We start from the raw sequence: 18,007 nt of genomic DNA on the forward strand, positions 1-18,007 counted from the left end.
GTGCATACACTTTCTTTTGCATTTTCTTAATGATTAGTTAACAATGAAGATAGTGAATTGTATTCACACTAACACGTTACGGGGGAATGAAAATGCTTACGTTTGAAGAATTTCAGTATAAAAGACCTGACATGCAAAGCATTAAACAAGAATTCAATAGCTTGCTTGAACAATTCCGCTCCGCGGGTTCGTTTGAGGATCAGAACGTTGTCATTGAAAAGTTAAATGCAATCGGAAGCAATTATTCCACACAATCCAACTTGATGTACATCCGTTCATCCATCGATACGAATGATGATTTCTATCAGACAGAACGGGAGTATTTCGATGAAATCGGGCCGGAATTCCAAGAGCTCGGAACCGCATTCTACAAAGAACTTGTAAAGACGCCATTCCGAAAGGAGCTGGAAGAGAAATGGGGCACCCAGCTGTTCGCTTTAGCCGATAATGCAATTAAATCCTTTTCGCCGGAAGTACTTCCGCTCCTTCAACAAGAGAATAAGCTCACTTCCGAGTATGCAAAACTCGTCGCTTCCGCTCAAATCGAGTTTGACGGAAAAATATTGACCCTTGCTCAGCTTGGACCGTATGCTGAGTCCACTGACAGAGGCGTCAGGAAGTCCGCTATGGAAGCTTCCTATTCCTTCTATGCGGAAAACGGTGACACCTTCGACCGCATCTATGATGATCTTGTGAAGGTAAGACATGAAATCGCAACGAAATTAGGATTCAAAAACTTTGTAGAACTCGGCTATGCGCGAATGAATCGAATCGACTACGATGCAGCTATGGTGAAAAACTTCCGTGATCAAGTGCGGGACTATATCGTACCGCTCGCGTCGAAATTATACGAGCGCCAAGCTGACCGAATCGGTGTTGAGAAATTGAAGTTCTACGACCAGTCCCTTAACTTCCTGAGTGGAAATGCGACTCCGAAAGGATCACCGGAGTGGATCATCGAAAACGGGAAAAAGATGTACGCAGAGCTTTCACCTGAAACGGATGAGTTCTTCAAGTATATGACAGAAAAGCATCTTCTCGATTTGGAAGCGAAGAAAGGAAAAGAGGCGGGAGGCTATTGTACGTTCGTCGATGATTATGACTCGCCTTTCATCTTTTCGAACTTCAATGGTACGTCCGGTGATATTGATGTGCTGACTCACGAAGCTGGGCATGCTTTTCAAGTGTACTGCAGCCGCAATATCGGTATTCCTGAATACGTCTGGCCGACGCATGAAGGAGCCGAGATCCATTCGATGAGCATGGAGTTCTTCACTTGGCCTTGGATGAAACTGTTCTTTGAAGAAGAAACGGAAAAATATAAGTTTGCCCATTTAAGCAGCGGCCTGTTATTTTTACCATATGGCGTGGCGGTAGATGAATTCCAGCATGCCATTTATGAAAACCCGGAAATGACGCCAGAAGAACGTAAGGCTGAATGGAAGCGGATTGAAAAGACCTACCTGCCGATGCGTGACTACGATGGCAACCCTTATTTGGAAACAGGATCCATTTGGCAACGCCAATCACATATTTATGAAGTTCCATTTTACTATATCGACTATACGTTAGCACAAATTTGCGCGTTCCAGTTTTGGAAGCGTTCGTTTGAGGATCGCGACGCTGCATGGAAGGATTATTTACATCTATGTAAACTCGGAGGCTCGAAGCCGTTCACGGAGTTGGTAAAAGAGGCGAACTTAATATCGCCGTTCGAGGATGGCTGTGTTGAGTCTGTCGTCGGCACGATTGAAGCATGGTTGAATTCAGTTGACGACAAAGCGTTATAATATTTGAAAGGGCTGCCTATAATGGCAGCCCTCAGACTGTAGACAAAAGGGTTGGAAATCATAGATTTCCAACCCTTTTGCTTAAACATCTACATTTTAACTGTCAGTAGACTGAAATAACGTTGATTTCCGTTCCGGGCGGACGCTTTCCGGGGGGCTTGCCCTCAGCCTCCTCGTCGCTTCGCTCCTGCGGGGTCTTCACGCTGCGCTAATCCCCCAGGAGTCGCCTCCCTGCACTCCAATCAACTGGAAATCCTTTAAGACGGGATCAATGCCAGGTCGCCCAATGGTTGAATACAGATCTTCAACTAATGGATAGATGAAGGAGAAATCAAGACCGCATCCAGTTTGCGAACCAGTTGATCCTGAGGAACCAACTGTTCTATCGTTAGCATTTCCAACTGTTCGCGTTCATTAATTTGATTCTTCGTCATCATATCCATCACCTCATTCATTTAATAGGAAACACCGTTGATTGGAGCGGAGAGCGGCGACTCCTGCGGGAACAGCACGAGCTGAAGACCCTGGACTGAGCGCAGCGAGGGAAGCGGCTGAAGCCGTGCCCGCGGAAAGCGTCCGCTCGCAGCGGAAATCAACATTGCTAGCTAATCCCTATTTTAAAAGAAAAAGACTGTAGGCAAACATCAAAATTCATGGTATTTGTCTACAGTCTGAGGGCTGCCTATAACGGCAGCCCTTTTATAGTTGATTACATCAATCCAATTGCATTCCCTTTTTCATCGATATCCATTTGAAGAGCTGCCGGTTTTTTCGGCAATCCTGGCATCGTCATAATATCTCCCGTCAGGCAAACAAGGAATCCAGCCCCGAGCTTCGGAATGATTTCACGGATTGTAATCGTAAAGTCTTTTGGTCTCCCAAGCTTCTTAGGGTCATCTGAGAAGGAGTATTGCGTTTTCGCCATGCAGACAGGCAGGATATCCCAACCATTCTGTTCGATCTGCAATAAATCCTTCTTCGCCTTATCAGTCAGAATGACTCCCTTTCCTCCATATGCTTTTTGGACAATCGCCGTAATTTTATCAATGACGGGTTCCTCCACATCATATAGAGGCGCAAAATTATTCGGTTCCTCCAACAATTCAAGAACTTGCTTCGCCAAGTCCAGACCTCCTGCGCCGCCTTGTCCCCAAACGTCAGTCAGTGCCGCACGCACACCTTTCCCCGCGCACCATTTCAGAATAAATTCAAGCTCTGCCGCAGAATCTGTAATGAACCGGTTCAATGCAACGACAGGCTGCACCCCGAAGGATCGGACGGTTTCCACATGCTTCTCAAGATTCACTATACCATCCATGACTGCTTGGACATTTTCCTTCCCAAGGTCCGTCTTCGCGACTCCACCATGCATTTTCAAAGCGCGGATTGTTGTCACTAGAACGACAGCATCCGGGGCAAAGCCGCCTTTACGTGCTTTAATATCCATGAATTTCTCAGCTCCGAGATCTGACCCGAATCCCGCTTCCGTCACAACGATATCAGCCAACCGCCTCGCCGTATTTGTTGCCATCAATGAGTTGCACCCATGTGCAATGTTCGCGAAAGGCCCGCCATGTATCAATGCTGGCGTCCCTTCAATCGTCTGGACAAGATTCGGTTTGAATGCTTCCTTCAATAATAAAGTCAAAGCGCCTTCAACGCCCAAATCCCTTACAGTGACAGCTTCCTTGTCATACGTATATCCGATTACCATTTGTGACAAGCGTTCCTTCAAATCGGCCAAGCTTGTCGCCAAACAGAACACAGCCATGATTTCGGAAGCGACCGTAATATCGAAGCCATCTTCCCTTGGCACGCCTTGTCCCGGTCCGCCGAGACCGATTGTAATATGGCGCAATGCCCGATCATTCATATCCATCGCACGCTTCCAAGTGATCCGCCGAGGATCGATTTGCAACGCGTTCCCTTGATGTAAATGATTATCAATCATGGCACTAAGCGCATTATTTGCAGTCGTAATTGCATGGATATCCCCATTGAAATGTAGATTGATTTCTTCCATCGGTAATACTTGTGCGTAGCCGCCGCCTGCAGCTCCGCCCTTCACTCCCATGACCGGGCCGAGGGAAGGCTCGCGTAAAGCAATCATCGATTTTTCACCTAATTGTGCCAATGCATCCGCCAGGCCTACAGTCACCGTCGACTTCCCTTCTCCCGCAGGCGTCGGACTTGTCGCAGTCACTAGCACGACTTTACCGAAGGATTTCGCGGCCGACAATTTGGACACGTCAATTTTCGCTTTGTACCTTCCGTACGGCTCAACTGCCTCTTCTGGAATTCCGGCATTCCTTGCGATATCCTCTATCGGCTGCATCACTGCAGAAGCGGCAATCGCTAAATCCGTTAATGGTTTTGCTTTTTCCGTCAAAATGGCCCCACCCTTCTCTATGCCTCTAATTAATACATTCAAAGATCACTTTACTATGATTGCATAATCATAATTCCAATTAGCTCACTCTTTTATACGCAACACAAGTTTCCCAAACTGTTCACTGCTCTCCAAGTCCTGAAAAGCCTCCAAACCGTCTTCTAGACGGTACACTTTGTCAATGACAGGTTTCGTTCCATATTCCTCAACATGCTTCAACATCGCCCGCAGCTCTTCCCTGCTGCCCATTGTGGAGCCGAATAGCTGGTATTGACCGTAGAAGAATTTCCGCAGATCCAACTCGATCACATCTTCAGTCGTAGCTCCGAATACAACAATCCTTCCACCCGGCTTCAACAGTTCCAACGAACGGTTAAACGTCGCCCTTCCGACGCTCTCAATAACAAGGTCGATCGTCTCATTCGTTAGCACCTCTGCCCAATCACCGTTCGTATCAATCGCCAAATCAGCGCCTAGCTCCAATGCCTTCTGTCGCTTCTCCTTCGAACGTGAACTGACGATAACGCGTGCTCCCGTATTTTTGGCGAACTGGATGAGATATGTTGCAACTCCACTCCCAGCTCCCGGAATGAAGACTGTATCCCCTTTTTTCAATTCACCTTGTGTAAATAGTGCTCGATAGCCTGTTAACGCAGCTAAAGCGAGTACAGATGCTTCGTCCATTGATAGATTGTCAGGTTTTTTCTCAATCTGATCGGCGGAAATGGCAATTTTCTCAGCAAACGTGCCATGGTCAGGCATACCTAAAATGTCGAACCCTTCTGGCGGTGCTGTACTTTGTTCGAACCAACGCAACGATGGATTAATGATCACTTCATCACCAACCGACCAGTTGTCCACGCCTTCTCCGATAGATTCGATGACCCCTGCCCCGTCGGAACCGAGTATAAGCGGGTCCGTCACACTTCCCCGGCGTTCGGGAACTTTAATATCCCTCCGATTCAACCCCGCGGCATGCAATGCAACGACGACTTCTCCATTCCTAGCAATCGGCTCTTGCATTTCATCAATTTTCAATTGACCATTTACATGAATGACCGCCTTCACACGACAACCCCCGTTAAAATATTCTATGAATTGTATACTATTCTATCATACAACATCCGCCAATTATTTTCATATCGATAACAATTAAAAAACGCAAAGAAGAAATCTCCTTTGCGCTGTACAGCTGCTTGCTATTCAGTTGATGATGTCAATGTTACGACAATCACTTCAGGGCGATTGAATACTCTTACGGGAACGAGGCTGTTGCCTAGACCTCTGCTTACAACCATGGTGGTTCCTTCCAGTTCATGCACGCCGGATGTGTATTTCGGGAACCATCCTTGCCCCGGTGCCACCACTCCTCCAATGACCGGAATACGTATCTGCCCTCCGTGGGCATGCCCGCTGAAAACGAGATCTATTTGACGGTCAACATACACATCGAACTGTTCGGGCCGATGCGATAATAGAATTTTGAACATCTCATTCGGAATATCCTGGAATGCTTCGTCTATGACTTGTTCAACATATTCCTTCTCATCCAGATTGCTGGACAAAGGATCTTCAATGCCACCGATGGCGATCTGTTCATCTTTTCCATTACCAATTATCACCGACTCATTTGATAATACTTTCACACCTAATCCCGTCAGCTCATCTTTAATATGCTCTTCTTCATTTGTAGAAATTTCATGATTACCAGTGACAAAATAAAAAGGCGCTACATCTTGCAACTGCTTGACGATTTCTAAACTCTGATCCAGGTCATATCGGTTTCGGTCAATGAAATCGCCTGTAATGAAAATAGCGTCCGGCGTCAAGCTATTCACTTTATTCACTAAGTCAGAGTTGCTTTCACCAAACTTTGAATCATGAATATCGGAAAGTTGGATAATGCGATAATGATTGAAACTGTCAGGAAGACCGTCAGCTTCTATTTCCACCATGGTTACTCCGAAGGTCGTATTCTCTTTATAAAGATATAGTCCAAATAGCAATAAAAGAATAAAGAATAGTAGGAGGCCATGGCGTTTTCTTCGTTTTCTCACTGACATTCAGCTTACAGCCAACGTTTCTTTATTTTTGCAAGCTCCAATAATTCGAGTACATCCTTCTTCGGTAATTCCGTAAGAATGGAAAGCAGTTCACGCTCTGCAAGCCTTCTTCCTCTACCGCTCCGATAACGTTCTTTATTCTCAGCATCTAGTGAGCTGTATAGCTGATCCAGTTTTCCGTCCTGCTCATCCCCATCTTTCACGATGATCAAATTCTCGCGCAGCCGTTCATAAAGCATATCAACATTCGAAGAACTGCTTGCAGTGAATGCACGTGAAGTTTTAGGGTCCCCCAAAATCAATTCATCTGTTGTAACGTTGAATCGCTCGGATATTTTTGCAATCCATGCTGCGGAAGGGGCATTCTTACCTTTCTCCCAATCTTTGATTCTACTGGCGGAAGTGCCGATCGCTGCTCCAAACGCCATCATTGATAGGCCTCTTTGCTCTCTTAAGGCCTTTAATCTGATTCCAAAGTCTTCTTTACTCCAATCGTTCACGGTGATGCCTCCTCCTATTTACTTATCTCTATATTATTTTTCTTAGTTCCTTCTGTCAATCTTAATTTATTTTTCTATTAAATATTCAGTAACCGGTTTGCTGGCGCTTATAATTTTCTTCGTTTTTTTCCAGATACGCACTCATTATTTCAATATAGGAAATACCGATTCGATTCGCTATTGCCCCATAGTGAATCCATATGTTTTCATAGCTTTCCTTATCTGTGTTCATCATAAATTCTTGGATAGCGGAAATTGTTTGTATGAAGACGCTAGTCAAATCCCCTTCCACTTCGCCTTCTGGCCACACTTTCAACGTATCTAAACCTTTTTCGATTCCTAAAGAAAGAAGAAAATGAATCGAGTCTACATATTCCTCCAATATAACTTTTCGCTCAGATGGTCCCTTTGAGCTCCAAAACTTAAAACACCTTGTTTCATTGGCCAATTCTGCAAGTTCGACGAGAAGAGCCAATCCTTTTTCTTTGAAAACATCGTTGTTTACAAATTGTTTCTTTTGGATGTACGCATCCAGTTCGCGTTGCATCGTGAATAATTTCGTCAATTCCATAAAAAAACCTCCAAAAGCGTAAGTATCTTGAAACCAAACTGAATCTCGTGCGTATAAGTAGAAGACTATATCTATTTTTGTGAGGGGATGCTGTTATGGGATTGTTGATCCGCTTTGTCATCATTGCATTCGTCGTCTATTTATTTTATCGCGGTATCCGTTATTTGCTGGATCCGAAACGGAAGTTGGACGAGGCATATGAACAAGAGCAATATTACTTCTATGATGATGTAAAAAATGTCAGGAAGAACTTCTTTATCACATATAAAGGCGCCCTCTTTGAAGGTGAAAAGTATTTAGGGACTACGGAAGACTCCTTTGATGTCGTATCCATTTTCGTTTGGGTGAAAGATGAATCGAAGCTGCAAGGGTTCACAAAAGATGATTTTCATTTCTTATCTTCCGAAATCACTTCCAATTATCCAAAAGCTGAAATCAGTTGGAAAAACCCAATTGAAGCGTTGATGAAAGCCCGTTAACATAGCGGGCTTTTCTTATTTCATTTATGCACTATTCCCGCCGAATGGATCGATGCCTAGCAGATAGATGATGATTCCTATGTAGATTAATGCGAGCAACAGAAAGCCTATTCGAAATTCTGTGTGGCGTGTTTTATGGCTGAATGCCATCATACCCAAATACGAACCGATACCACCGCCGACGATGGCAAGTAGCCATAATGTCTTCTCAGGCACTCTGCGCCCACGCCTCTTCGATTGCTTCTTATCATATCCCATAGTGATAAAAGACCAGATTGATATAAATATGATCCAGCTGATAATCATAACATTCATATATTCAACTCCCTATCCCTATTCTACACTTTATTGATTGGACTTAGGAAGAAGAACTATATTAAGTTCATAAGTTTTCTTTCCTATTTTTAAAACCAAAACAATAAGCCCCGCTGCCGTAAACGGCGCGGGGCTGTATATTAGATCAATAGCTTATTTTGCGACTGATTTTTTTGCTGTTTCTGCAAGTTGTGCAAATGCTTGTGCATCTGTTACTGCAAGGTCAGCAAGCATTTTGCGGTTCACTTCGATGCCAGCCACTTTCAGACCGTGCATCAATGTGCTGTATGAAAGACCATTCATACGTGCTGCCGCGTTGATACGTGTAATCCATAGTTTACGGAAATCACGTTTTTTCTGACGGCGGTCACGGTATGCATAGTTAAATGATTTCATGACCTGTTGGTTTGCTACTTTGTAAAGTCTATGTTTTGATCCAAAATAGCCTTTAGCTAATTTCAATACTCGATTACGGCGCTTGCGCGTCACTGTTCCACCTTTTACGCGTGGCATAGTTCATTACCTCCTGCTATTCCTAAAGAATGTTGTAATAGTGGTTCAAAAAGAGGATATGGTGAACTTGGGCTGACGTATGTCGCCACGCCTTCGTACATCGTACTCTTTGAACGGATTTTAAAAATGATTATTTCATGTATGTGATCATTTCACGGATACGTTTGTAGTCGCCTGAAGAAACAAGTGCAGCTTTACGCAAGTGGCGTTTCGCTTTTGTAGACTTGTTGGCAAAAAGGTGACTTGTGTATGCACGGCCGCGTTTCACTTTACCAGTTCCAGTTTTCTTGAAACGTTTCGCGGATCCGCGGTGAGTTTTCATTTTTGGCATGATCTGTTCCTCCTAAATCGTTCGCGTTACTTTTTTTCGGCAGTCGGGGCAAGTATTAGGAACATGCTCCGGCCTTCCATTTTCGGTTTCACTTCAACCGTTGAGACTTCTTTACATTGTTCTGCGAAGCGGTCCAAAACACGTTGTCCAATTTCCTTGTGCGTAATTGCACGACCACGGAAACGGATTGACGCTTTTACTTTGTCGCCTGCTTGCAGGAATTTAATAGCGTTGCGAAGCTTCGTCTGAAAATCATGCTCATCAATTGTAGGGCTTAAACGCACTTCTTTGAGGTTGATGACTTTCTGGTTCTTTCTCGCTTCACGTTCTTTCTTCTGTTGTTCAAACTTGAATTTACCGTAGTCCATAACACGGGCTACCGGTGGCTTTGCTGTTGGAGCGACAAGGACAAGATCCAAATTCGCACGAGCTGCAATTTCAAGTGCCTCATTGCGGGATTTGATTCCAAGCTGGTCGCCGTTGTGGTCAATCAGGCGAAGCTCGCGGGCACGGATGCCCTCATTTACGTACATGTCTTTGCTAATAGTAATCCACCTCCGAATGTTGTCTCGCGAATACACGGTTTGGGTACACCGTCCAGCATTCTGGCGGTCCCATAGTTCATTCGTTAATAAGAGCCGGACAATAAAAAAAGTAGACAAAAGTAACTTTTGTCTACCCGCTTATGTGTACATGCAATTAAATGCACGGCACGTTCACTCATGTGCTAACCTGTCAACAACGTTATGCGTCAATCAGGTGAGAAGCGGGCAGCTCCTTCTTATACCACAAACTGTATTCATTAACCTTAATAAGTCTATCATCTTTAACTTTCATTGTCAACATGAAACTTTAAAACATAAATCGAAGTACAGTTAATTTCCGCTTCAGGCGGACGCTTTCCGTGGGCATGGCTTCAGCCAATCGAACAGCGAAGGGTTCGATTTGCCGTATTTCTGCGCACTTTGCAGAAATTAAGGCATCCTCATTCTGCTCCCAACGCTTCGCTTTTGGTCGCAAACGCCGTTCTACGTAACGGCGTTCACTGGAGTCGCCGCCTTCCGCTTCAATTAACGTTGTTTCCTATTAATCAACACTAATTATTCTACAACCATTTTTATTAATTATCGTGTGAAACGTCAGCTTTCAGCAGCTTCAAGAAATCATTAAATGGCATGCTTTCGGATTTTTGTTCGCCGTATTTCCTTACGTTTACTTCGCCGGATTCGACTTCTTTATCGCCGAGGACGAGCATGTAAGGGATTTTTTGTACTTGCGCTTCGCGAATTTTATAACCGATTTTTTCGTCGCGGCTGTCGAGGTCGATGCGGAATCCTTCTGCGACAAGTTTTTCCCTAATTTCGTTTGCATAGTCGAAATGGGCTTCTGGTGAGACCGGGATCACTTCGACTTGAACCGGTGCTAGCCATGTCGGGAATGCGCCTTTGTATTCTTCAATCAGGAATGCTACGAATCTTTCCATTGTGGAGACAACGCCACGGTGGATAACGACTGGGCGATGATGCTTGCCGTCTTCTCCGACATATGTGAGGTCGAAACGTTCAGGCAGCAAGAAGTCCAGCTGGACAGTTGAAAGTGTCTCTTCCATGCCGATAGCTGTTTTCACTTGGACGTCGAGTTTCGGGCCGTAGAAAGCAGCTTCGCCGTCCGCTTCCACGTAAGGAAGTCCCATTTCGTCCATCGTTTCTTTCAACATGCTTTGTGCGCGTTCCCACATTTCGTCATCGTCAAAGTATTTTTCAGTATCTTCCGGATCACGATACGATAAACGGAACGAATAATCTTTAATATCGAAGTCTTTGTACACGTCGATGACGAGCTGAACGACCCGCTTGAATTCTTCTTTGATCTGATCCGGACGCACGAAGATATGGGCATCATTCAAAGTCATACCGCGAACACGTTGCAGACCGGATAAAGCACCGGACATTTCATAGCGGTGCATCGTGCCGAGCTCCGCAATTCGGATTGGCAAGTTTCTATAAGAGTGGATGCCATTCTTATAGATCATCATATGATGCGGGCAGTTCATCGGACGGAGAACGAGATCTTCATTGTCCATGCTCATGACAGGGAACATGCCGTCCTGGTAATGACCCCAGTGACCTGATGTTTTGTAAAGTTCGACACTTCCAAGCACCGGTGTGTAAACATGATCATAACCGAGCTTTTCTTCTTTATCGACGATATAGCGCTCGATGATGCGTCGAATTGTCGCACCTTTTGGAAGCCATAGCGGAAGGCCTTGACCAACCTTTTGGGAGTTCATGAATAAATTCAGTTCTTTCCCGATTTTTCGGTGATCACGTTCCTTCGCCTCTTCTAGCATCCGGAGATGTTCTTGAAGCTCATCCTTTTTAAAGAATGCTGTACCGTAAATACGTTGAAGCATTTTATTTTTCGAATCGCCGCGCCAATATGCTCCTGCGATGCTCAGTAATTTGAATTCTTTCAGTTTGCCTGTCGAAGGGACATGGACACCTCGACAAAGATCGAAAAATTCGCCTTGTTCATAGATGGAAACTTGCTCGCCTTCCGGAATCGCTTCTAATAGTTCTATCTTGTACGGATCTTCAATTTCTTTAAATCGTTTCTCCGCTTCGTCACGAGACACATCGATTCGTGTGACCGGAAGATTTTCACCGATGATCCGTTTCATTTCTTTTTCAAGTTCAGGAAGGTCTTCGGCAGTAATTGGCGTCGGTGAATCGATGTCGTAGTAGAATCCGTTGTCGATGACCGGGCCGATGCCTAGTTTGGCTTCCGGGAATTTTCTTTTAACTGCCTGTGCTAAAAGATGCGCAGTACTATGACGCAGGATCTCTAGTGCTTCCGGTGATTGTGGTGTAATGATTGCAATATCGCCGTCTTCTTCTATCGGCGTTTTCAAGTCGATGAGCTGGTCACCGATTTTGCCGGCAAGTGCACTTTTTCTTAGTCCCGGGCTGATGGAACCTGCCACTTCTTCAGTTGTTGTGCCTTTCGGAAACTCTTTTATCGCCCCATCTGGGAATTTCAGTTGAATATTCTCTGCCATTGTAAACACTCCTTGTTTATCTTTATATAAATGTTGATTTCCGCTTCAGGCGGACGCTTTCCGCGGGCGTCGCCGCCTTCCGCTTCAATCAGCGCAACTCCATTTAATAAAAAAACAACAAAAAAAGCCCCATCCCTAGAAAGGGACGAAGCTGTTGTTCGTGGTTCCACCCTTCTTCCTTCCATCCGGTCATTCAACCGGAAAGATGAAGCTTGAAACGGCTAACGGGCCGGGGTCCGTCATCGGCTACTAAAGTTTTTTCACCGATGCTGCTCCAAGGTGGTAAATCGATCCTCTTCACTTCAGGGCTTCCAGCCAAACGACCCTGATCTCTGTAAGTGGATGAACCGATCCATGTCCTCTTCAATACATTTTCAAATATGATATCCATAAGTATAAGGAAAGTCTCAGATAATTGCAAGTGGTGAATTTCCGCTTACATATTTCTTCGGTTTTTCCCTTTCAACTGGACAGGCTTGGCAACCGATTTGATTCTCTCCATAATACGTGCAGCTTTAACCTCTTCTTTTTCACCGCGCTGCGTGTACGTCAAATGGTGTTGCAACTCGTCAAAATTGAAATTGGACGTGATAAACGTCGGCAATTTTTCCGCCATGCGGTATTGCAAAATCGTTCCAATCACTTCATCACGTGCCCAAGCGGACATGGACTCAGCTCCAAAATCGTCGAGCATGAGCACTTTCGCTCTTTTCACAAAGTCGATTTTTTCATTCAATGTCTGGTCTTGGATTGATTGCTTCATTTCCCTCAGGAATTCAGGGATATATACGACTACTGTCCGGATGCGAAGGTTGGCAAGCTCATTTGCTAGCGCACCGAGAATAAAGGACTTGCCTGTCCCGAATGGGCCGTAAATATAAAGCCCCCGTTCAGGAAGCTCCCCCGTTTCACTGACTTCACTCAGGAATTGCGCAGCGGCTTCAACGACAATAATTCTGCTATTGTCATGCTCCAGATCCACGTCATGAAGACGCGCCTCCATTACATCTTTCGGCATATGCATGCTGTCGATCATATTGGACACATTACGGCGTTCGTCATCCACAAGCTTATTCGGGCATTTAATATAGTCGAGATCGATGAAACCTTGGCTTAGCACAAGTTTCGGTTCGAACCCTTTCATCACATTGACACACCCTTCGACATTCGGGCATTTTTCGCAATGGTGGGAAGCTGTCGCATATTCATATAATTTTCCTAAGCTTTTGTCCACGACCGCTTTATCGATTTCATTCGAATGCTCGGTAATGAATTGTTGGACGCCAGGTGACTCCATCACTTCATTCCGTAATTGCTCATATCTCGCTGTAAGTTCAGAAGCGTTGAACACGCGCTTCAATGTATTTCCAATTCGCTCCAACTTATTTCACCCCGCTTTTCATTGCATCCAATTTTTCCTGCAGCTGCTGACGGCGTTTTTCATCTACGTCCGGATCTGTATTGGCTGGAGGTTGTTGTTCCTTGTCATCATCAGTTTTATAAAACCATTCCGGTACCTTTTCTACTCTTGAAGGTTTCCGGGATGACGGTTTCTTCTTACTTCCTTCATTTTGCCATTTAATATATTGATCATGTTCTTTTCGAGAAATTTCCATAGCTTGTTTAGCGGTCGCAATTTTATTATTCGCCCAATGCGACGCTATTCTTTCCGCATAGTTTTTTGTGATTTTACCGTCATTGCGGATAATTACATAGTGCAGCAGTACATTGACAACACCAACCGGGAAGCCATGTACAGTCACAAGCCTTTCTGCGAGTTGAACGTCAACCGGAAGCGGTTCTTTTCCTGTGTAGTCTCTCAGCATTTCTCGAGGCGACGTACTTTCCATGTAGAAAATGAATTTATCTTCCCGTGATTGAGGTTCCTCGATTGGCATATCCTGTTGTTTCGTAAACACTTTTTCAAGGATTGGAGCCGTCTGTGAAATATTCATCTTATAATAATCAACAGCCGCTTTTCGCAGTCGGTCTTCCGGAATCTTCATTGTGTTACCATCAATCGCCATCATGACGACCTTTTGCATATCGAGCGGGGTCAATGAATAGAGGAAGGCCAGTTTCTCGATCAATTCCTTCGACACTGTAGCGAGAGATGATTTCGGCACCATCTGTTCGGAAAGTCCTGCACGGAACAGATTGAAATCGAAATCGGAATAAGCGAACGGGATACCTGTTGATTCATTACGCCCCTTCAGTTGACCGCCTTCTTCCAACCCTTCAGATGCACTGTAAGGGATAGGCTTAAACACATCTAAAAAGGTGCGCGACACTTCTTTGTATTCTCCATCCAGCTGGTCTTCGACTGCAAAACGAGCCCTTAGACTGCGATACGCCTGTTCGCCGACCTTGCTGAAAAGAAAGGTCGATAATAGCGGGTCTTCGAAAAATGACTTCGCATCCATCGGCTGTAACAATTCATAGCAGAAAGCGCGGTCCTGCACATCTTGTTTGCAATATGTACGCAACAGGCCGATCGCTTCAAGGGTAATCCTCGCTTCAAACACTTTGACTAATGGCATTGTTAATAAATTCATTAAATAATAATGATTAAACTCAACTTCTTTTTCATACTCCGCATCAGCCCAAAGTGACATGAAAAGACTCATGGCATCAGGACCGATTAATGGTTGGTAGAACAATGTGAGGAGTTGCCGGTCATAATCCGAAAATGGGTGTGACAATTTAATTGTAAATGTATCGACTGGTTGTAATTCTTGGTAAAGCATTTTGTCGGAACCCCTCTTCCTTTAATCAGTTTTCATCGTTTTTCTTCTGCAAATTTTGCAGCTCTTCGATAAAAACGTTTATATCCTTATATTGACGGTAAACAGAAGCGAACCTGACATACGCGACTTCATCGACTCCGGCCAATTTTTCCATGACCATTTCACCGACGTCTTTCGAATCGATTTCGACAGTTCCCGAGCTTCTTAATTCTTTTTCTATTAAATACACAATATTTTTCACTGCTTCGAGATCAACTGGACGCTTTTCACATGCCCGAATTAAGCCCCGCAACAATTTTTCACTGCTAAATTCTTCCCGCGTACCATCCTTTTTCACGACAATGAGCGGCATTTCCTCAACTTTCTCGAAAGTCGTAAACCGGAAAGCGCATTTTTCGCATTCACGGCGTCGTCGAATGGATCGATTCTCTTCAGCGGGTCTGGAATCGATGACCCGGGTGCCATTATAATGACAAGCTGGACATATCATTTCTGCTTCCTCCGCATTTCCGTATAGTATATTGATTATAACAGAAGTTCGTCGAAAAAAAATCGAAAGGGAAGACAAAATCGCCCAAGTCGAATATCGACCTGGACGATTTTTTTATTTCAAATTAAGAATTTACTTTGGACTTTAATGCATTTCCAACTTTTATAGCCAATTCAACAACACGGGCTGAGTAACCCCATTCATTGTCATACCAAGCGAGGACTTTCACTTTACGATCACCCATGACAATCGTTGATAGGCCATCAATCGTCGCAGACTCAGTTGTCGTGTTGAAGTCGATTGATACGAGCGGTTCAGTCGTGAAACGAAGGATTCCTGCCATTGGACCTTCTGCAGCTTTAATGAATGCCTCATTCACTTCTTCGACTGTTACATCTTTTTTCACATCAACGACGAGATCGACCAAGGACACGTTCGGAGTCGGTACACGTAGGGCCATTCCGTGGATTTTCCCTTCAAGCTCAGGCAATACGAGCGATAGCGCTTTTGCCGCTCCCGTAGAAGTCGGGATGATCGATTGTGCACATGCACGCGCACGACGAAGATCTTTATGAGGATTATCCAGGTTTTTCTGATCGTTTGTGTAAGCGTGAACAGTTGTCATCAAACCGTTTTCAATGCCGAATGTATCATTCAAGACTTTTGCAACTGGTGCAAGACAGTTTGTCGTGCAGCTTGCATTGGAAATGACATCATGTTTTTCAATATCAAGCTTGTCATCATTTACACCTAGAACGATCGTTACGTCCTCGTTTTTCCCTGGAGCAGTCAAAATGACTTTCTTGGCTCCCGCATCCAAGTGTAGGGCAGCTTTATCACGTGCATTGAACGCTCCCGTCGCTTCAATGACGATGTCGACACCAAGCTCTTTCCAAGGAAGCTTTGCCGGATCGCGCTCCGCGATTAATTTGACCCGCTTACCGTTGACAACAAGGGCATCTTCCTCCACAACGACTTCACCATCAAAAACTCCATGATTTGTGTCATACTTAATCAAATGGGCTAGAGTTTCTGCCGGGTATGATGCATTTACCGCTACTACATCAACGTTATCCTTAGTGATAATTTGACGGAAAACCATGCGGCCAATCCGCCCAAAACCATTTATCGCTATCGAAGTAGTCATGAAAAAATCCTCCTGCGTAATGTTATATACTTTTTATCGTTTATCCGATAATTAGTATAGCACATTTTATCGCGGTGCAAATAGTTTGTGAACGAAATAACAATGTTCCACTTTTCAGAGAATACTATTATATGAATGCATTCCATTTCTTCAATATTATATCCAGCTGATGTTCCGTCTCTTCCAATGAACCGTTATTATCAATGACGGCATCCGCGCCCAATTCCTTCTCGGCAATCGGAAGCTGCGAGTTGATACGGGCATCCGCTTCGTTTTCATAGTAGCCGTTTCTAGCGATCAATCGCTCCCTTTGAATGGCTGGTGTTGCTGAAACGACGATTATTTTATCCACATACGACTGTAGCTTACTTTCGAAAAGGAGCGGAATATCCATGACGACGGTATTCGCCCCTTTTTCCAACCATTCTTCCTTTTGTCGTATCATTTCCTTCCGGACAGCCGGGTGAATGATCCCGTTCAGCTTTTTCCGTTTCTCCTCGTCATTGAAAATGAGGCTGCCGAGCTTTTCCCGGTTCAGCGATCCGTCCGGAAGAAGAACAGCAGACCCGAATGTTTCCGCAATACTAGTAAGAACAGGACTCCCAGGTTCTACAACAAGCCGCGAAATTTCATCCGCGTCGACGATTGGATACCCTTTCTGTTTCAACATCCGCGACACAGTGCTTTTACCGGTCGCAATGCTTCCCGTCAAACCGATGATCATTGAAATCATCCTTTCCTTACCTTTGGCATTGAGGACAATATACTGATGTCCTGCCGGCAATCTTCATGCTTTTCGTCTCCTTGCCGCAAGTACCACACACTTTCTTTCCATACATCTTTAGACGGGTCTGCATCGTCCCCGCTTCCCCGTTTATATTTCGATAATCCGAAATGGAGCTTCCGCCGGCATCAATGCTCTCTTGAAGGACATTCACGATTTCCCGGAACAACTCCCGCTTCCTCTTTTCACTGATCCGCTCCGTCGCTCGTCCAGGATGGATATTCATTCGAAACAGCGCTTCGGTCGCATATATGTTGCCGCATCCCGAAATGACATGACCATCCATAATAACCTCTTTAATCGGCTTTCGTGCGTATTTAGGTGTGGATGCCATCGCTAAAAAATGTTCGAGTGCGACTGCCTCAAACGGTTCAGGAGCCATTTTCAGCAATGGCAAATAATCCTCTTCCGCTTGCAACAGCCGCAATTCCCCGAACCGGCGGATGTCGGAATAGACGAGCATCCCTCCGTCAGCCATCTTGAATATGACGTGGATATGGTTCTTGAATTTCTGTTCAGTAACTTCCTCCAAGGAATCCACAACGAACCAAGCTCCCGTCATCCCGAGATGACTGACAAGCAAGTATGGTAAACCGGCCTTTTCTAAATGAAAATATATATATTTACTTCTTCTAGTGACGTCCACAATCGTCATTGCCGCTAGCTCTTCCTTGAAGTCTTCAAGAGTTTTTCCTTTGACGATTGCTTCCTTGCCCAATTCCTTTGATTTCCGTATCACTTCAGATACGCGCACTTCAGAAATGGTGCGGCCAATGGAGACAGGCGATAATTCGCGGACGACACCTTCCACTTCGGGCAATTCTGGCATT

General features: G+C 44.8%; 19 protein-coding genes, 1 pseudogene and 1 other annotated feature. Of the genes and pseudogenes, 3 read left to right on the plus strand and 17 right to left on the minus strand.

Translation table 11 applies throughout. The features are described from left to right. Window positions 1-92 precede the first annotated feature (92 nt). Window positions 93-1,790, plus strand: coding sequence for a M3 family oligoendopeptidase (locus AB1K89_RS07590; protein ID WP_413054164.1), 1,698 nt, complete (start codon window positions 93-95; stop codon window positions 1,788-1,790). A 258-nt stretch (window positions 1,791-2,048) separates the two neighbouring features. Here AB1K89_RS07590 and AB1K89_RS07595 read toward each other — a convergent pair. Next, window positions 2,049-2,227 (minus strand): annotated as a pseudogene (locus tag AB1K89_RS07595) (transposase); the annotation flags it as partial. A 38-nt stretch (window positions 2,228-2,265) separates the two neighbouring features. Between AB1K89_RS07595 and AB1K89_RS07600 the strand changes: the two are divergent. Further along, a complete protein-coding gene (locus tag AB1K89_RS07600; RefSeq protein WP_413054165.1) occupies window positions 2,266-2,427 on the plus strand; it encodes a hypothetical protein in 162 nt (53 codons plus the stop codon). A 72-nt stretch (window positions 2,428-2,499) separates the two neighbouring features. Here AB1K89_RS07600 and AB1K89_RS07605 read toward each other — a convergent pair whose 3' ends face one another. The 5 genes from AB1K89_RS07605 to AB1K89_RS07625 all read right to left on the minus strand — a co-directional run bounded on the left by AB1K89_RS07605 (window position 2,500) and on the right by AB1K89_RS07625 (window position 7,313). Continuing rightward, window positions 2,500-4,179, minus strand: coding sequence for a formate--tetrahydrofolate ligase (locus tag AB1K89_RS07605; protein ID WP_413054166.1), 1,680 nt, complete (start codon window positions 4,177-4,179; stop codon window positions 2,500-2,502). 84 nt (window positions 4,180-4,263) lie between these two features. Continuing rightward, window positions 4,264-5,247, minus strand: a complete 984-nt coding sequence (locus AB1K89_RS07610; protein ID WP_413054167.1) for a zinc-binding dehydrogenase — start codon at window positions 5,245-5,247, stop codon at window positions 4,264-4,266. 131 nt (window positions 5,248-5,378) lie between these two features. Next, the gene (locus AB1K89_RS07615; RefSeq protein WP_413054281.1) at window positions 5,379-6,134 is read right to left on the minus strand and encodes a metallophosphoesterase; all 756 of its coding nucleotides are present in this window, start codon (window positions 6,132-6,134) and stop codon (window positions 5,379-5,381) included. Window positions 6,135-6,247: 113 nt separating this feature from the next. Next, window positions 6,248-6,742: a helix-turn-helix domain-containing protein gene (locus tag AB1K89_RS07620; protein ID WP_413054168.1), complete on the minus strand. Its 495-nt coding sequence runs from the start codon at window positions 6,740-6,742 to the stop codon at window positions 6,248-6,250. An 85-nt stretch (window positions 6,743-6,827) separates the two neighbouring features. Further along, on the minus strand, window positions 6,828-7,313 hold the full coding sequence (locus AB1K89_RS07625) for a dUTP diphosphatase (protein ID WP_413054169.1): 486 nt from the start codon (window positions 7,311-7,313) through the stop codon (window positions 6,828-6,830). A 95-nt stretch (window positions 7,314-7,408) separates the two neighbouring features. On the opposite strand from AB1K89_RS07625, the gene AB1K89_RS07630 reads away from it, so the two are divergent. Beyond that, window positions 7,409-7,792, plus strand: coding sequence for a sigma-w pathway protein ysdB (locus AB1K89_RS07630; protein ID WP_413054170.1), 384 nt, complete (start codon window positions 7,409-7,411; stop codon window positions 7,790-7,792). A gap of 24 nt (window positions 7,793-7,816) precedes the next feature. Here the strand turns inward: AB1K89_RS07630 and AB1K89_RS07635 are convergent, their stop codons facing one another. The 11 genes from AB1K89_RS07635 to mutM all read right to left on the minus strand — a co-directional run bounded on the left by AB1K89_RS07635 (window position 7,817) and on the right by mutM (window position 18,006). After that, a complete protein-coding gene (locus tag AB1K89_RS07635) occupies window positions 7,817-8,107 on the minus strand; it encodes a DUF1294 domain-containing protein (RefSeq protein WP_413054171.1) in 291 nt (96 codons plus the stop codon). Window positions 8,108-8,260: 153 nt separating this feature from the next. Continuing rightward, window positions 8,261-8,620 carry a 50S ribosomal protein L20 gene (gene rplT, locus AB1K89_RS07640; RefSeq protein ID WP_060209871.1) on the minus strand — a complete coding sequence of 120 codons (360 nt, stop codon included), beginning with the start codon at window positions 8,618-8,620 and terminating at the stop codon, window positions 8,261-8,263. A 130-nt stretch (window positions 8,621-8,750) separates the two neighbouring features. Beyond that, window positions 8,751-8,951: a 50S ribosomal protein L35 gene (gene rpmI, locus AB1K89_RS07645; RefSeq protein ID WP_413054172.1), complete on the minus strand. Its 201-nt coding sequence runs from the start codon at window positions 8,949-8,951 to the stop codon at window positions 8,751-8,753. 26 nt (window positions 8,952-8,977) lie between these two features. Beyond that, entirely contained in the window at window positions 8,978-9,484 is a 507-nt protein-coding gene (gene infC / locus AB1K89_RS07650) for a translation initiation factor IF-3 (protein WP_413054173.1), read from the minus strand. A 587-nt stretch (window positions 9,485-10,071) separates the two neighbouring features. Continuing rightward, on the minus strand, window positions 10,072-12,009 hold the full coding sequence (thrS, locus tag AB1K89_RS07655; RefSeq protein ID WP_413054174.1) for a threonine--tRNA ligase: 1,938 nt from the start codon (window positions 12,007-12,009) through the stop codon (window positions 10,072-10,074). Between the two features lie 138 nt (window positions 12,010-12,147). Then, window positions 12,148-12,385, minus strand: a binding site (T-box leader). Between the two features lie 60 nt (window positions 12,386-12,445). Beyond that, window positions 12,446-13,390: a primosomal protein DnaI gene (dnaI, locus tag AB1K89_RS07660; protein WP_413054175.1), complete on the minus strand. Its 945-nt coding sequence runs from the start codon at window positions 13,388-13,390 to the stop codon at window positions 12,446-12,448. A gap of 1 nt (window position 13,391) precedes the next feature. Continuing rightward, a complete protein-coding gene (locus AB1K89_RS07665; protein ID WP_413054176.1) occupies window positions 13,392-14,756 on the minus strand; it encodes a replication initiation and membrane attachment family protein in 1,365 nt (454 codons plus the stop codon). Between the two features lie 25 nt (window positions 14,757-14,781). After that, on the minus strand, window positions 14,782-15,246 hold the full coding sequence (gene nrdR / locus AB1K89_RS07670) for a transcriptional regulator NrdR (RefSeq protein ID WP_413054177.1): 465 nt from the start codon (window positions 15,244-15,246) through the stop codon (window positions 14,782-14,784). A gap of 124 nt (window positions 15,247-15,370) precedes the next feature. After that, window positions 15,371-16,393: a glyceraldehyde-3-phosphate dehydrogenase gene (locus AB1K89_RS07675; RefSeq protein ID WP_413054178.1), complete on the minus strand. Its 1,023-nt coding sequence runs from the start codon at window positions 16,391-16,393 to the stop codon at window positions 15,371-15,373. A 127-nt stretch (window positions 16,394-16,520) separates the two neighbouring features. Beyond that, window positions 16,521-17,117: a dephospho-CoA kinase gene (gene coaE, locus AB1K89_RS07680; RefSeq protein WP_413054179.1), complete on the minus strand. Its 597-nt coding sequence runs from the start codon at window positions 17,115-17,117 to the stop codon at window positions 16,521-16,523. 16 nt (window positions 17,118-17,133) lie between these two features. Continuing rightward, on the minus strand, window positions 17,134-18,006 hold the full coding sequence (gene mutM / locus AB1K89_RS07685) for a bifunctional DNA-formamidopyrimidine glycosylase/DNA-(apurinic or apyrimidinic site) lyase (protein ID WP_413054180.1): 873 nt from the start codon (window positions 18,004-18,006) through the stop codon (window positions 17,134-17,136). Window position 18,007: the final 1 nt, after the last annotated feature.

The organism is Sporosarcina pasadenensis, from assembly GCF_047228845.1.
Classification (GTDB): Bacteria; Bacillota; Bacilli; order Bacillales_A; family Planococcaceae; genus Sporosarcina.

Excerpts from the sequence above, each read along its gene's own strand:
- AB1K89_RS07675 (WP_413054178.1), bottom strand. The coding sequence starts at position 16,393 with ATGACTACTTCGATAGCGATAAATGGTTTTGGGCGGATTGGCCGCATG.
- infC (WP_413054173.1), bottom strand. The coding sequence starts at position 9,484 with ATGTACGTAAATGAGGGCATCCGTGCCCGCGAGCTTCGCCTGATTGAC.
- mutM (WP_413054180.1), bottom strand. The coding sequence starts at position 18,006 with ATGCCAGAATTGCCCGAAGTGGAAGGTGTCGTCCGCGAATTATCGCCT.
- AB1K89_RS07665 (WP_413054176.1), bottom strand. The coding sequence starts at position 14,756 with ATGCTTTACCAAGAATTACAACCAGTCGATACATTTACAATTAAATTG.
- thrS (WP_413054174.1), bottom strand. The coding sequence starts at position 12,009 with ATGGCAGAGAATATTCAACTGAAATTCCCAGATGGGGCGATAAAAGAG.
- AB1K89_RS07630 (WP_413054170.1), top strand. The coding sequence starts at position 7,409 with ATGGGATTGTTGATCCGCTTTGTCATCATTGCATTCGTCGTCTATTTA.
- AB1K89_RS07625 (WP_413054169.1), bottom strand. The coding sequence starts at position 7,313 with ATGGAATTGACGAAATTATTCACGATGCAACGCGAACTGGATGCGTAC.
- coaE (WP_413054179.1), bottom strand. The coding sequence starts at position 17,117 with ATGATCATCGGTTTGACGGGAAGCATTGCGACCGGTAAAAGCACTGTG.
- AB1K89_RS07590 (WP_413054164.1), top strand. The coding sequence starts at position 93 with ATGCTTACGTTTGAAGAATTTCAGTATAAAAGACCTGACATGCAAAGC.
- AB1K89_RS07615 (WP_413054281.1), bottom strand. The coding sequence starts at position 6,134 with ATGGTGGAAATAGAAGCTGACGGTCTTCCTGACAGTTTCAATCATTAT.
- rplT (WP_060209871.1), bottom strand. The coding sequence starts at position 8,620 with ATGCCACGCGTAAAAGGTGGAACAGTGACGCGCAAGCGCCGTAATCGA.
- AB1K89_RS07635 (WP_413054171.1), bottom strand. The coding sequence starts at position 8,107 with ATGAATGTTATGATTATCAGCTGGATCATATTTATATCAATCTGGTCT.
- rpmI (WP_413054172.1), bottom strand. The coding sequence starts at position 8,951 with ATGCCAAAAATGAAAACTCACCGCGGATCCGCGAAACGTTTCAAGAAA.
- nrdR (WP_413054177.1), bottom strand. The coding sequence starts at position 15,246 with ATGATATGTCCAGCTTGTCATTATAATGGCACCCGGGTCATCGATTCC.